Source organism: Collimonas silvisoli (genome assembly GCF_018305005.1).
In the GTDB taxonomy this organism is placed as follows: Bacteria; Pseudomonadota; Gammaproteobacteria; order Burkholderiales; family Burkholderiaceae_D; genus Collimonas; species Collimonas silvisoli.
Window position 1 is genome coordinate 24,372 of record NZ_JAGQEG010000055.1, and the last position, 14,466, is coordinate 38,837.

General features: G+C 57.5%; 9 protein-coding genes. 1 reads left to right on the forward strand and 8 read right to left on the reverse strand.

The annotated features are described in order from the left end of the window. Positions 1–13: 13 nt before the first annotated feature. On the forward strand, positions 14–1,102 hold the full coding sequence (locus KHU33_RS15605; RefSeq protein WP_211464519.1) for a YeiH family protein: 1,089 nt from the start codon (positions 14–16) through the stop codon (positions 1,100–1,102). Between the two features lie 99 nt (positions 1,103–1,201). On the opposite strand, the gene KHU33_RS15610 is transcribed toward KHU33_RS15605, so the two are convergent. From KHU33_RS15610 to smc, 8 genes are all read right to left on the reverse strand, one after another. Further along, entirely contained in the window at positions 1,202–2,314 is a 1,113-nt protein-coding gene (locus KHU33_RS15610; protein ID WP_211464525.1) for a porin, read from the reverse strand. A gap of 472 nt (positions 2,315–2,786) precedes the next feature. Then, complete coding sequence (gene rpiA, locus KHU33_RS15615; RefSeq protein ID WP_211464553.1) at positions 2,787–3,458, reverse strand: ribose-5-phosphate isomerase RpiA; 672 nt, start codon at positions 3,456–3,458, stop codon at positions 2,787–2,789. A gap of 99 nt (positions 3,459–3,557) precedes the next feature. Continuing rightward, positions 3,558–5,324, reverse strand: coding sequence for a cation:proton antiporter (locus tag KHU33_RS15620; RefSeq protein ID WP_211464527.1), 1,767 nt, complete (start codon positions 5,322–5,324; stop codon positions 3,558–3,560). 191 nt (positions 5,325–5,515) lie between these two features. Continuing rightward, positions 5,516–6,052: a peptide deformylase gene (gene def, locus KHU33_RS15625; RefSeq protein WP_211464529.1), complete on the reverse strand. Its 537-nt coding sequence runs from the start codon at positions 6,050–6,052 to the stop codon at positions 5,516–5,518. A 19-nt stretch (positions 6,053–6,071) separates the two neighbouring features. Then, the gene (gene galU, locus KHU33_RS15630) at positions 6,072–6,947 is read right to left on the reverse strand and encodes a UTP--glucose-1-phosphate uridylyltransferase GalU (protein WP_211464531.1); all 876 of its coding nucleotides are present in this window, start codon (positions 6,945–6,947) and stop codon (positions 6,072–6,074) included. Next, complete coding sequence (gene ligA, locus KHU33_RS15635) at positions 6,934–9,027, reverse strand: NAD-dependent DNA ligase LigA (RefSeq protein ID WP_211464541.1); 2,094 nt, start codon at positions 9,025–9,027, stop codon at positions 6,934–6,936. Before ligA ends, galU begins: the two co-directional genes overlap by 14 nt. A gap of 2 nt (positions 9,028–9,029) precedes the next feature. Beyond that, positions 9,030–10,145: a cell division protein ZipA C-terminal FtsZ-binding domain-containing protein gene (locus tag KHU33_RS15640; RefSeq protein ID WP_211464543.1), complete on the reverse strand. Its 1,116-nt coding sequence runs from the start codon at positions 10,143–10,145 to the stop codon at positions 9,030–9,032. A gap of 368 nt (positions 10,146–10,513) precedes the next feature. Further along, on the reverse strand, positions 10,514–14,044 hold the full coding sequence (smc, locus tag KHU33_RS15645; protein ID WP_211464545.1) for a chromosome segregation protein SMC: 3,531 nt from the start codon (positions 14,042–14,044) through the stop codon (positions 10,514–10,516). Between the last annotated feature and the right edge of the window lie 422 nt (positions 14,045–14,466).

Consider the following 14,466-nt stretch of genomic DNA (forward strand, 5'->3'; position numbering starts at 1 on the left):
ATGGGAAATCACAGTGAATGCCTCAACACTAACAACAACGGCCCGCCCCTCCAACACCCAAGCGCCGCGACTGGCGGGATTGGCCTTGAGCGCCTCGATTGCAGCAGTAGCGATCGCGGCCGCCCGGATCGACTGGCTACAGGCACACGGTTTCAGCGCATTGACCTTAGCTATCGTGATCGGCATGCTGGCCGGCAACCTGGGTTATCGGCGGCTTGCCCCGTCCTGCGCCGCCGGCGTCAATTTTTCCAAGCAAAACCTGCTGCGGCTGGGGATTATTTTTTACGGCTTCCGCCTGACATTCCAGGATATCGGCCATGTCGGGCTAAGCGGCGTATTGATCGACGCTCTGGTCTTGTGCTCAACCTTTGGCATGGCGTTGCTGCTTGGCACCCGCGTATTCAAGCTGGACCGCGAGACCGCCGTGCTGATCGGCGCGGGTAGCTCCATCTGCGGTGCGGCCGCCGTGATGGCTACCGAACCGGTGCTGCGGGCGCAGCCGGCGCAGGTGACGGTGGCGGTGGCTACCGTGGTGGTATTCGGTTCGCTGGCGATATTTCTTTATCCGCTGCTGTACCAGCTCAATCTGCACTGGCAGTTTCTGGCAGCCTCGCCGCTGGCCTACGGCGTCTACACCGGCTCCACCGTGCATGAAGTCGCCCAGGTGGTGGCCGCAGCTGGCGCCATCAGCCCGGATGCAGCCAATACGGCGGTGATTGCCAAGATGGTGAGAGTGATGATGCTGGCGCCGTTCCTGATGCTGTTGTCGGCCTATATTTCGAAGAAGAACAGCCCGAAGAAAAACAGTGCTGCCAAGAAGGCAGCCGCCGGTGGCCTGGCGATTCCCTGGTTTGCTTTCGGTTTTGTCGCAGTGGCGGCATTCAATTCGCTGCACCTGCTGCCGACCGCACTGGTTGCGCATATCAATGATGTCGACAACGCATTGCTGGCGATGGCGATGGCGGCGCTAGGCATATCCACCCATTTCTCGTCGATCCGCACTGCGGGCGTCAAGCCGTTGATGTTTGCGGCAGTGCTGTTCGGCTGGCTGATCGTCGGCGGCGCCCTGATCAATACGCTGGTGTTGCGCTTATTTGCCTGATAGCCGGTATCGGCTTAGGGGACGGCGGGGAAACGCAGTATGGCTTCCCCGCCTTGCGTTACTGGTTATTACTACTTACCTGCTAGCGTTTGCCACCAATCAGAACTTATGGCGCAAACCCACGCGCAACACGTTCTGGCTGCTGTCGTCCGCCGGCGCGCTGCTGTATGCGGCATTGATCACGCCTGGGTTATTGATATCCTTGGCGCGCTGATTGCTGTACAGAGCGTACAGATCGGTGCGTTTCGACAGGAAATAATCAAGCCCGAGGTTCAACTGGGTAGTCTTGCCTTTGGTGGTGCCCAGCGTTTTGCGGCTGATATCGGCACGGTCGTAAATCACGCTTGCCAGCAAATGCAGGTCGCCCGACAGCGCATAATCCACGCCCAGATCGAAGATGTTGGCTTTGGTCGCTGTGGTGATATTGACCAGGCCGGTTGCCGCCAATGCCTTCGCCAACGGACGTTTTGTTTGCGACCATGCACCGTAGATCTTGGCCGCGCCGGCCTGATAGCTGGCGCCGAGGGTGAAGGTTTTCAGATCAGCGTCGCCGGCCGAAGCCGGGGGTGCATCAACAGCCAGTTTGGTCTCAAAATAAGCCAGGCCGATACCGAATGGGCCGTTCGCATAGTTAGCACCCAGACCGAAAGCTTCGCCGGCTGCCTTGCGACCGGCAACTCCGCCGAAACCGTAGAACAAGCTGCCGTTAAAGCCACTGTAATTGGCGCTGTCGTAGCGGATCGAATCATTGCTGCGGGCGCCGGAAATGCGGTCCAGATTGTTGAAGTGGCCGCCTTTGACGCCGTTGCCGCCGAATGTCTGCACCGAAGTATATTTGTTGCCGATATCTTCCAGATAATCGGTTTGACGACCGATGGTGAAGGTACCGAAGCTGCCGGACAGGCCGACCACCGATTTGCGGTCGAACAAAGTGTTGGCGGTGCCCAAGGAGCCGTCGTCTGCATTGAAACCGTTTTCCAGTTGGAAAATCGCTTTCAAGCCGCCGCCCAGATCTTCTGAACCCTTGAAACCGATACGGGAAGTCGACAAATCGCCTGAATCCACGCTGATGCGGCTATCGTTTTTCGGGCCGACCTTGCTGGTGTAAGTGAGGCTGGCGTCAATCACGCCATAAATGGTGACGTTGCTTTGTGCCTGTGCATTAGCGCCAATCAGGCCGAGGGCGGCTAGTGCGAATACAGTCTTTTTCATTTCTACCCTTTATTAATATTTAAGCAATCCCGTCCCGATGCGCTGCCTGAAGATCGTAGCGATACATTGCTAGCAATTGTTACGAGCGGGACGGCATAGATATTACCAACCAATAAAGAAATTGCACTATTTTTCAAAAAAAAATTTAAAAAAAACGAAAATTAAGCGACGTTGGAAATTTATGTTGTTTTTTGACGGCTGATTGTGACATTTATGACTTAGCAAATGCATTATTTCAGCAAGCGCATCGCCAGCATCTGAAATATTCGGGGGATAGCGCTAATGCCAGCCATTCAACGCCATTGATTTGTCACTCCACATGGCGTGCGATAGCGAAATGATCGCCATGCAGCGGAACAATCAGGTTGGCGAGGGGAAGTAAAGCGGCAAGATCGGCCTGGCTTTCGCCATGAAAAAGGGCCTGAATTCCAGGCCCTTTTCTGTTACGGCACGTCTACAAGCATCGATATGATCAGAACGTCAGCGTCTTCACGCCATCCGGCGTTCCCAGCAAACAGACATCGGCGCCTTGCTGCGCAAACAGACCGACCGTCACCACGCCCGTGATCTGGTTGATTTGCCGCTCCAGTTCGACCGGATCGGTGATTTTCAGATCGAACATATCGATAATCACGCAACCGTTGTCGGTAATCAGCGGCTTGCCGTCCTTGAAGCGCAAACGCGGCTCGCCGCCGAATTTGACCAGCTTGCGCGCCACCACTGCCTGCGCCATCGGGATCACTTCGATCGGCAGCGGAAACTTGCCGAGCACCTTGACCAGCTTGGAGCCGTCGGCGATGCAGATGAATTTCTCAGCCACCGAGGCGACGATTTTTTCGCGCGTCAAGGCAGCGCCGCCGCCTTTGATCATCGCGCCCTGCTCCGTGATTTCGTCAGCGCCGTCGACATAGACCGGCATGGTCGCTACCTGGTTCAGGTCGTAGACGTCGATGTCATGCGCGCGCAACCGCGCCGCAGTCGCTTCCGACGAAGCCACCGCGCCCTTGATACGGTCCTTGATTTTTGCCAGTTCATCGATGAAGAAATTGGCGGTGGAGCCGGTGCCGACGCCGACAATCTGGCCATCCACCACGTATTTGATTGCTTCGCGGGCAACGGCTTGTTTGAGTTGATCCTGGGTCATGGCAGTCATGGCTTTGTCTTGAAAAAGGGAGAAAACGCTATTTTAACCAAACGACGCAACGGCAGCCTCTAAAAACCTGTTGCGCAGTGCTTGGACAAGTCAATGATGTTCGTCCGGCTGCTGCTCCAGCGTTTCGCGCAGCGCGATCTGCAACTTGGAATGCAATTTCACAAAACGTTGCCACAGTACCAGCACCAGTGCGGCGGCGCCAACCAGCACCATGATCAGCAGATTGGTCGGCGGCAAAATCCTGCTGCTGAGCGCGGTGATCATCAGCATGATGCCAATGATGGATAGCGCCGGGATCACTTCGGCGATCACGCGCCGCACCGCATGGTTGTAGGAACCGGCCCATTCCGGCTTGACGCTGATTTCGGCCAGCAACATGCTGAGCGCATGCAATTTGCGATAGGTGGCGATCAGGAAAGGCAGCGAAATCAGCAGCGCCCCGCCCCACACTATCGTGTTCTGGACCTGCGCCTCCGCCACCCACTCCGCCATGCTGCTGCCGAGCGCCTCGGCAAAATAGCCGCCGATGATGAAGATCGCCACCACCAACGCCAGATTTACCGTGACCTGCATCAGGATGCGCCGGATAATGCGCGACAACTCAGCGCGATCGCCTTGCGGCTGCAAGCTGTCCAGCCAGGTTGAGTACATACCGAATACCGATGTCACTTTTTCCGGCATGGCGCGCGCCAGACGGCGCGTGAGCGGATCGGCCAGCTTGATCAGATAGGGTGTCAGCAAGGTGGTCACGGCCGAGACGGCAACCACGGTCGGGTACAGGAAATCGCTGGTGACCTTCAGGCTGACGCCAAGCGCGGCAATGATGAAAGAAAATTCGCCGATCTGCGACAAGCTCATGCCGACCCGCATCGAAGTGCGGCCATCGTGGCCGGAGAGGAAAGTCGCCAGGCCGCAGCTGACCACTTTGCCCAGCACCACCGCCACGGTAATCACGACAATCGGCAGCCAGTATTGCGCCATGACGGAGGGATTGAACAAGAGGCCGATGGCGACGAAAAAGATGGCGCTGAACATGTCGCGCACCGGTTCGATCAGGCGTTCGATCTGATGCAGGTGACGCGATTCGGACATCACCGCGCCGATCAGGAAGGCGCCCAGCGCCACGCTGTATTCCATTTTCATGACCAGCAGGCAAAAGCCGAAGCATAGGCCGAGCACCGTCACCAGCAGCATTTCCTTGCTCTTGAATCTGGCGACATAATCCAGCAGGCGCGGCACCACCAGGATGCCCGCCACCAGCGACACGATCATGAACAAGACCAGCTTGCCGATGGTGAGCACGGCGTCGCCGGCGTCTACCGAACCGCTGATAGCCACTCCCGACAGCAAGGCGATCATGCCGATCGCCAGCACATCCTCGACAATCAGTATGCCGAAAATCAACTGCGCAAATTTCTCATGCTTCAGGCCCAGCTCATTGAGCACCTTGACGATGATGGTGGTCGACGATACCGACAGCATGGCGCCGAGGAATATCGCATCCATCGGCTTCCAGCCGAAATAAATCCCGATCTCGTAGCCGACCCACAGCATCAGCGTAATCTCCGCCAGGGCAGCGACAAAAGCGGTGGCGCCGACCTTGGCGAGTTTCTTCAGGCTGAATTCCAGGCCCAGCGAAAACAGCAGGAAAATCACGCCCAGTTCTGCCAGGATCTGAATCGTGCGCTCATCCGTGATCAGCGAAAACGGCGGCGTATGCGGACCGATGATGACGCCGGCGACGATATAGCCAAGCACCACCGGCTGTTTGAAACGGTTGAACAGCACCGTCACGACACCGGCGATCAGCATGATTACGGCCAAATCCTGGATAAACATTTCGACTGCATGATGCATGGGCAGGCTTTCCTTGTGAAAGTGGATGGCTATCGGGGATAGCGCGCGGGCAAAGAAGGGACAGCAGGACGCGCGCGGAGCAGTATTGTAACAATGACTACTGCGATGGCAACAAAGATTACAACATCGACGACTACAATGACGGCTTAAGGACGGTCAGGCAATGACCGTCCTTGCCAGGTCAATCAGGCTCAATCGTCGTGATCGAGACCCAGCTCGGGGAACAACACTTCGGTAAAACCAAAACGGCTGAAATCCTTGATCCGCATCGGATACAGGATGCCGTTCAAGTGATCGGCCTCATGCTGCACCACACGCGCATGAAAGTCGTCGACGTCACGGCTGATGGCGGCGCCAACCTGGTCGAAACCTTCGTAATGCAGGCGGCTCCAGCGCGGCACCACGCCGCGCATGCCGGGTACCGACAGGCAGCCTTCCCAGCCGTCTTCGATTTCCTCCGACAGCGGCCGCAACACCGGATTGACCAGCACCGTCTCCGGCACCATTGGCGCGTCCGGATAGCGGATATTATTCTTGAAACCGAAAATCACTACCTGCAGATTAACGCCGATCTGCGGCGCCGCCAGACCGGCGCCGTTTGCTGCATACATAGTATCGAACATGTCGATGATCAGCGCCTCCAGTTCCGGCGTGCCGAAAGCGGTGACGGGCTCGGCTTGCCGCAGCAGGCGCGGGTCGCCCATTTTCAGGATTTCGCGAACGCTCATGGTCAGATCTTTTGTTTGATTATTTAAATTGCTTCAGATATTCGGCAAACTCCGCGCCGGTTTCCGGATGCTTCAAGCCCATCGCCAGCGTCGCCTTCAGATAACCCAGCTTGGAACCGCAATCATAGCGCGTACCGGCGTAGCGGTAAGCCAGCACACGTTCGGCTTTCATCAATGCGGCGATGCCGTCGGTCAATTGTATTTCACCGCCGGCGCCCTTGCCCAGACCTTCCAGGCAATCGAAAATGCCATTGGTCAGCACATAACGCCCGACCACCGCCAGGGTGGAAGGCGCCTCCTCAGGTTGCGGCTTTTCGACGATGCTATTGACCTTTTCCAGATCGGTTTTATAAGCGTCGATGCTGACGATACCGTATTGCTTGGTATCGGCACGCGGCACGTCTTGCACCGCCAGCATGCTGGATTTTTCAGTGGCAAAAATATCGGTCATCTGCGCCAGCACCGGCTTGTGCCCGGCCGCGACATCCATGAAATCGTCGGCCAGCAAGATCGCAAAAGGATCGTCGCCTACCACCGGACGCGCGCATAACACGGCGTGTCCCAGGCCGAGCATTTCGGATTGGCGGATGAAAATGCAATTGATGTGTTTTGGAATAACGTTTTGCACCAGCTCCAGCAGGCGCGCCTTGCCGGCTGCTTCCAGTTCGGTTTCCAGCTCGTAGGCTTTGTCGAAGTGATCTTCAATTGCGCGTTTGTTGCGGCCGGTAATGAACACCATGTCGGTGATGCCGGCGGCCACCGCTTCTTCCACCGCGTACTGGATCAAAGGCTTGTCGACGATCGGCAGCATCTCTTTTGGCTGCGCCTTGGTGGCCGGTAAAAATCGGCTGCCCAGGCCGGCGACGGGAAATACTGCTTTTCTAATCTTGCTCATGTTGGTTTCCTTGTTCGCTTTCTAATAGAGCGCGGAGTCCGTCTTCATCCAGGATCGGGATCTTCAATTCTTCCGCTTTGGTCAGTTTGCTGCCGGCCTCGGCGCCCGCGACCACATAGTTGGTCTTCTTGGAAACCGAACCGGTCACCTTGCCGCCGGCGGCCTCGATCATGGCGGCGGCGGCGTCGCGGGTCAGCGTCGGCAGGCTGCCGGTCAGCACGAAGGTCTTGCCCGACAAGAACTTGGACGTAATTTCCGCCGGCAAGTTCTCCGGCCAGTGAATTCCGGCCGCCCGCAGTTGCTCGACCAGCTCCCGATTCAGCGGATCGGCAAAAAAATCAAGCAATGAACGCGCCACCACCGGGCCGATATCGGCAACCTCCAGCAATTGTTCCTCGGAAGCTTGCAATAAACCATCGATGCTGCCGAAATGCGTCGCCAGTTCTTTCGCGGTGGCCTCGCCGACATGGCGGATGCCGAGCGCATAAATGAAACGGCCCAGAGTAGTCGATTTGGATTTTTCGAGCGCGGACAATACATTTTGGGCAGATTTGTCGGCCATGCGTTCCAGCGCCGCCAGTTTCACCAGGCCCAGCTTGTACAGATCGGCGGCAGTGTAAATGATATGGCGATCGACCAGTTGTTCAATCAATTGATCGCCCAAACCTTCAATATCCATCGCCCGGCGCGAGGCAAAATGCTGCAAGCCGCCCTTGCGTTGCGCCGCGCATTTGACCCAGCCGCCAGAGCAGCGCGCAATCGCTTCGTCTTCCAGCTTGACGATCAAAGAACCGCAAATCGGGCATGCGGTGGGCATGACAAACGCTTGCGCATTGACCGGTCGCAGCTCAGGCACAAAGGAAACCACTTCAGGAATCACGTCGCCGGCGCGCCGCACGATCACGGTATCGCCGATGTGAATATCCTTGCGCCGCACCTCGTCCTCATTGTGCAGGGTGGCGTTGGTGACCGTGACGCCGCCGACAAACACCGGCGCCAGGCGCGCCACCGGGGTGACGGCGCCGGTGCGGCCGATCTGCACTTCGATATCCAGCACCTGGGTGGTGGCTTCTTCCGCCGGGAATTTATGCGCCAGCGCAAAGCGCGGCGCACGCGATACGAATCCCAGGGTCTGCTGCTGCAACAAGCGATTCACCTTGTAGACCACGCCATCGATTTCGTAAGGCAGTTGCGCCCGCTTGCTGCCGATATCGCGGAAAAATTCCAGCAGGCCGGCAGCGCCTTTGACGACGCCGCGCTCCTTACACACCGGCAACCCGAGCTGGCTATACCAATCCAGCAGCGCCGAGTGCGATGGCGGCATGTCGGCGCCTTCCAGCGCGCCGACGCCATAGGCAAAAAAGCGCAAGGTGCGCTGTGCCGTGATGCGTGAATCGAGTTGCCGCAAACTGCCGGCCGCAGCATTGCGCGGATTGGCGAATTCTTTCAGCTCCGCCTCACGCTGACGAGCGTTGAGCTTGGCGAAATCTTCTTTGAACATCAGCACTTCGCCACGCACGTCAAGCACCTTCGGCGGCTGTTCGGTATGCAAACGCAACGGGATCGCGCGCACGGTGCGGATATTGCTGGTGACGTTTTCGCCAGTGCTGCCGTCGCCACGGGTAGCGGCCTGCACCAGCACGCCATCTTCATAACGCAGGTTGATGGCCAGGCCGTCAAACTTCAACTCGGCGGCGTATTCGATCTCGGCGTCGGTCTGGGTGTCGAGGCCGTCCCTGACGCGGCGGTCGAACTCGACGATGTCGTTGTCTTCAAAACCATTACCCAAGGACAGCATGGGTATCGAGTGCGTGACTTGCTCAAATAGCGGCAACGGCGCAGCGCCGACCCGTTGGGTCGGTGAATCGGGCGTGTTGAGTTCGGGATGAGCTTGTTCCAGCGCCTGCAATTCACGGAACAACTGATCGTATTCGGCATCCGGAATCGAGGGGTTGTCGAGCACGTAATAAGAGTGATTGTGGCGATTCAGTTCGGCCGCCAGCCAGGCGGCGCGCAAGCGCCATTCGGCGGCATCGGGGGCATTTCCCGGGCCGCCAGCTTGAGATAAAGAAGAAGGCATAGTTAACTAAATAGACGCAAAGCCCGAATCGAACCGGCTGGGATTTCAGCGGCTTCCATTTCACGGTAAAAGGCGTCGACCTGACCGGCGATCTCCGCCAGTTGGACGTCGGCCAGAGGCTGGTTGCTGTCGTCGACCAGCACGCCGCCAAGGCGCGCCGCCAACGAACGGGCGCAGGCTACCATTGCACCGTAACCGTCGCGATCGGGAGCAACCCGCGGCACATCGAGCAGCAAGGTCAGGCGGCTGGTGGTTTCTGCAACCGCGCTGGCGTTGGTGGACAGAGAGAACAGCAAGCCGCCGTCGCCATCCGACATCACCATGCGGCCTTCCGGCCGGGCGTCGAAACCTTGACGAGTCAGCGCCGCCAGCAAAGTGCTGATGGCCCAGGGCGCACCGTTGGACTGGATATTCACGCCCAGCTGGGCGTCGTGTTCGATCACGAACTGATGCAAGCTGCGCGCGGTGTGCATCACTTCGGTCATCTCCGGCAATTCCGGTTCAGCGCCCAGGTCATCGGCAATCTGGCGCAAGCGGGTCACCAGTTCGGAGTATTCGATTTCATTCAGCGGGTTAGTGCGATTGGCAAATTGCACGCCAGCCAGCAAGGTGCTGTAGATGCCGCCGTGCGCAACCGGCTCCCATTCGCCGTTGGCGTCCTCGCCGATGAAATGGATCGGCTTGTTGCCGACGTGACGCAAGGATTGCAGCGCCGGCAAGGCCTTATCGCCGCGTACCGGTGCTTCCAGCACCAGCGGAATGGCGCAATCGATCAACTCATCTACCGGCAGATCCTTGCGCACCGCTGGCGCAGGTGCCGGCACCGGATTGCCGAGTTGCGGTTCGATTGCCTGCTGCTCTGCGCTTTGCTCCAGGTTGTCATGCGGCACAGCGGACATCGCGTCCGCATCAAGTTCGGCTTCGAACAACGTTGGCTCATGCCGGACCGACGCTTCGCCGCTTTCTTTGCCCGGAGTCATCAAGACATCGTCATGCGATCCGGAAAACGCCCGCTCAACACTCTTCTTGGCTTTGTATTCCTGCCATTTGTTGTAGGAAATGACGCCAACAAGAAACGCGCCTCCAATGATAAACAGGCTTGTTTGTAGATCTGTCATTCTGCTGATGCCTTAATAGCGAACGCCGCCGTGCAAGCCGGACGCGCGCTGAAGATTCGTGATTGAAATCGTCGCGATTGAAATTGTGGACTGGTCATTGATTGAATCCGAGGAAAAAACACTTCTAAAATAGTTGTCAGCGACCGCGTAAATATTTATTTTTTACTTAAAACCTAAGGGCATTCCGGCTCCCGGAAATGCGATTTCTTTTTATAAAAACAATGTCTAGTATTACTGCATATACCGCCAACGTAAAATTATTGAGACAATTCCTTACAATATATTGCATTACGACCAGAAAATCAGCTTAGAGGCCTCTAAAAAAGTTGTCAAGCTGGCTAAGTTGCGTTTCTGATCCTCTCTTATCTTCAGGCCGCCACGGCGTCGCCGGCAAAACTTCTCGCGGCCTCCATATCCACCGCAACAATCCGCGATACGCCCTGCTCCTGCATCGTCACCCCAATCAGCTGCTGCGCCATTTCCATCGCAATCTTGTTATGCGAAATGAACAGGAACTGGGTATGGGCCGACATCCGCTTCACCATATTGCAGAAACGTTCGGTATTGGCGTCGTCCAGCGGCGCATCGACCTCATCCAGCAGGCAGAACGGCGCCGGATTCAACTGGAACATCGAAAACACCAGGGCCGTAGCGGTGAGTGCTTTCTCGCCACCGGACAACAGGTGAATCGTTGCATTTTTCTTGCCCGGCGGTTGCGCCATGACTTGCACGCCGGAGTCGAGGATTTCGTCGCCGGTCATGATCAGCTTGGCCTGGCCGCCGCCGAACAGGATCGGGAACAGTTCGGCAAAATGATGATTCACTTTATCGAAAGTATCTTGCAGCAGATCGCGGGTTTCCTTGTCGATCTTGTGGATCGCATCTTGCAGCGTATTGATGGCCTCGGTCAGGTCGGCGTTTTGCGCATCCAGGAAATTCTTGCGCTCGGACGCCTGCGCCAGTTCGTCCAGCGCCGCCAGATTGACCGCGCCCAGCGCGCCGATGGCGTTGGTCAGACGGGTTACTTCGCCTTGCAGATACGAGGGGCGCATGTCGGCGGTCAGCTTCTCGCTCAAGGCTGCTTCGTCGGCCTGGGCTTCGAGCAGCTGCTGTACATATTGCTCCTGGTTCAGGCGCGCCGCCTGTTCTTTCAATTGCAATTCCATGATGCGGTCGCGCTGCGGTTGCAGGCTGCGCTCGGCTTGCAAGCGGGTTTCTTCATGCTGGCGCAAATTCTGCGACACCTGGTCCAGTTCATGGCGGGTATCGGCCAGCGCCCGCTCTTGTTCGCTGCGCTTGTCCAGCAAATCTTGCAAACCGGCTTGCGCCGCCTGATCGTCCAGGCTCTCCAGCTCCAGATGGCCTTGCTGCATATTGGCGAACAACTGCGCCGCCTGCTCCAATGCGGTGGCAATGCTGCGCTTGAGTTCTTCGATCTTGTTGCGATGGGACTTTTCGGCGAACTCGGCTTCTTGCGCAGCCCGCTCCATCTCGCGCAGACGCTGGCGCGCATCGTTGAGCTGTTGTTCCTTGCTGAGATAATCGGTTTGTCCGTCTTCGTGCTTTTCTTGCAGCTCGGCCAGCTCGGCGTCGAGCTGTTCGAACTTGGCTTCCGATTCCATCTTGACTTGCTGCTGCTCGCTTTCCTGTGCCGCGATTTCGGCCAGATCGGAGGAGATTTGCGAGCTGCGCTGATTGAAGCGTTCCTGCAACTCGGACAATTTCATGACGTCGATCTGCAAGCCGTGCACCGCCTGCGTCAGGCCGGTGTGGCGCTGGCGCATTTCCTGCAGGCGCTGAGTTGCCTGCGACAGCGCCGCCTCGGCGCGCACCGAACGCGAGCGGGCCTCATCGGCCAGCATTTGCTGAGCGCGCAACTGCTTGGTGATGTTTTCGATTTCCTGCTGGCGCGCCAGCATGCCGTCCTGCTCCGAATCAGAGGCATAGAAACGCACGCCGGTCTTGCTGATCACATGGCCCTGGCGCGTGACGAAGCTGGCGCCCAGCGGTAGTTTGCTGCGTTCGGCAAAGGCCGTCACCGTATCGTCGGCGGCGTAAAAATTGTGCAGCCAATCCTGCATCAATACGCGCAAACCCGGATCGTTCAGTTGCAACAAATTCAGGAAAGGCTTGAGGCCGGCAGGTGTTTCAACGTTGCCTGCAGGCGCTACGCCATTCGGTGAAAACAAGGCCAGCTTGGCCGGCGGCGCATCGTTGAAAAAGGCTTTGGCCCAATCCAGATTCGACATTTCCAGCGCCGAAGTACGCTCGCGCAGCACCGATTCCAGCGCGGTTTCCCAGCCGCCGTCGATATGCAGTTTTTGCCACAAACGCGGCAGCCCTGCCAGTTCGTGCTTTTGCAGCCAGGGCTGTACCTTGCCTTCGGTCTGCACGCTTTCCTGCAATTGCTTGAGCGCTGTCAGGCGCGCTTCCAGCTGTGCGTTGTTAGCGCTTTCGGTGTTGACTTGCTGCTGCGCGTTACGCCGTTCTTCTTCCAGGCGCGGCTGTTGTTCCTGCGCTTCTTCGAGTTGCATGCCGGTTTCTTCCAGGCCGGCCTGCTTCTCTTCCAGCTGCATGCGCAGATTGGTCAGATGGGCGTTGTCCGGCAGGTTCAAGCCGTTCTTTTCCTGCGCCAGCCGTTCGCGCCGGCTGCTCAGGCCGTTCAGGATATTCGAGGCGTTGCGCTGATGGGTGGATTCCAGTTCGATCTGTTGCTGGATCTGCATGATCTTGCCGCGCGACTCGGTGCTTTTGAGCTGCGCTTCGCGCCAGCTCTGCTCCAGCGCCGGCAGTTGATCGTTGTGCTGTTGCGCCGCCACCTGCGATTGTTCGACCCGCGCCGCCAATTCTTCCAGATGCATCTCGGCCTCGACCAGATCGTCCTGGTACTGAGTCCCCTGGCGCTGCCATTGATCGCGCTGCGCGGTCAACGAATTGAGTTGCGATTGCAGGCGATTGCGCGATTCGATGACAAACTTGATCTGCGCTTCCAGGCTGCCGATTTCGGAATTGGTCTGATACAGATGGCCCTGCGCCTGATGCATGCGGTCGCCGGCGGCATAGTGCGCCTGGCGCATGTGTTCCAGCTCGGTTTCGACGTGGCGCAGCTTGGCGGTTTGCTCTTCCAGATCGGTTTGCGCTTTTTCAATCTCGCGGAAATATTTTTCCTGCTCGGTCTTGGCTTCGTTCTTGCGCAACAGCCACAGCAGTTTTTGCTTTTCTTCCTGATCGCCTTGCAATTCATGGAATTTTTGGGCGACCGCAGCCTGTGCCTGCAGTTTTTCCAGGTTGGCGTTGAGCTCGCGCAAGATATCTTCGACCCGCACCAGATTCTCGCGGGTATCGTTCAGGCGGTTTTCGGTTTCGCGGCGGCGTTCCTTGTACTTGGAAACGCCGGCAGCCTCTTCCAGGAAAATCCGCAACTCTTCGGGACGCGCCTCGATGATGCGCGAGATCATGCCCTGGCCGATGATCGCGTAAGCGCGCGGGCCAAGACCGGTGCCGAGGAAGATGTCCTGGATGTCGCGCCGCCGTACCGCCTGGTTATTGATGTAGTAAGTCGAGGTGCCGTCACGCGTCAAGGTGCGCTTGACGGCAATTTCGGCATATTGGCTCCACTGGCCGGCGGCTTTGCCGAGACTGTTGTCGAACACCAGTTCGACCGATGAGCGGCCGGCCGGCTTGCGATGCGAGGAACCGTTGAAAATAACGTCTTGCATCGATTCGCCGCGCAACTCGGAGGCCTTGGATTCACCCAAGACCCAGCGCACGGCGTCGATGATGTTGGACTTGCCGCAGCCGTTAGGTCCGACCACACCCACCAGCTGGCCCGGAACCTGGAAATTGGTTGGATCAACGAATGACTTGAATCCTGATAATTTAATGGAGGTTAGACGCACGTTATCGACTGTTCTTATCAAAGTCGGCGAAAAAGCAGCCGCCACACTTCACGCTATAAAAACGAGGAAAAACCTCGCAGGAGGTCGACATCATAACATTCCGCCCTGCTATATATGCGATCTGAATGGCTGACTGGCGCTGGAAATGTGATTGTTACTTTGCCAGCAAACCGCGTTCCTGTTAACAGTGACACAGCAGTGGCACGTCACAAGAAAGATTTGCCTTCAGTTTGGCGGCCAATGCTCCGAAAAAGTTCAAGAAGACAATGGAAAGCAAAAAAAGGGGCGCAGAATCTAATGCCGTTCAGTTAGGCGGCACGAATTCCCCTCCGTTGCGTCATTCCCGCGAACGCGGGAATCCATTTTCACCACCATACTCAGCAACCTGGATTCCCGCGTTCGCGGGAATGACGGGGCTGCCA

Bases quoted from the DNA above. Each gene is read 5' to 3' on its own strand.
- KHU33_RS15610 (WP_211464525.1), bottom strand. From the start codon at position 2,314: ATGAAAAAGACTGTATTCGCACTAGCCGCCCTCGGCCTGATTGGCGCT.
- rpiA (WP_211464553.1), bottom strand. From the start codon at position 3,458: ATGACCCAGGATCAACTCAAACAAGCCGTTGCCCGCGAAGCAATCAAA.
- KHU33_RS15620 (WP_211464527.1), bottom strand. From the start codon at position 5,324: ATGCATCATGCAGTCGAAATGTTTATCCAGGATTTGGCCGTAATCATG.
- def (WP_211464529.1), bottom strand. From the start codon at position 6,052: ATGAGCGTTCGCGAAATCCTGAAAATGGGCGACCCGCGCCTGCTGCGG.
- galU (WP_211464531.1), bottom strand. From the start codon at position 6,947: ATGAGCAAGATTAGAAAAGCAGTATTTCCCGTCGCCGGCCTGGGCAGC.
- ligA (WP_211464541.1), bottom strand. From the start codon at position 9,027: ATGCCTTCTTCTTTATCTCAAGCTGGCGGCCCGGGAAATGCCCCCGAT.
- KHU33_RS15640 (WP_211464543.1), bottom strand. From the start codon at position 10,145: ATGACAGATCTACAAACAAGCCTGTTTATCATTGGAGGCGCGTTTCTT.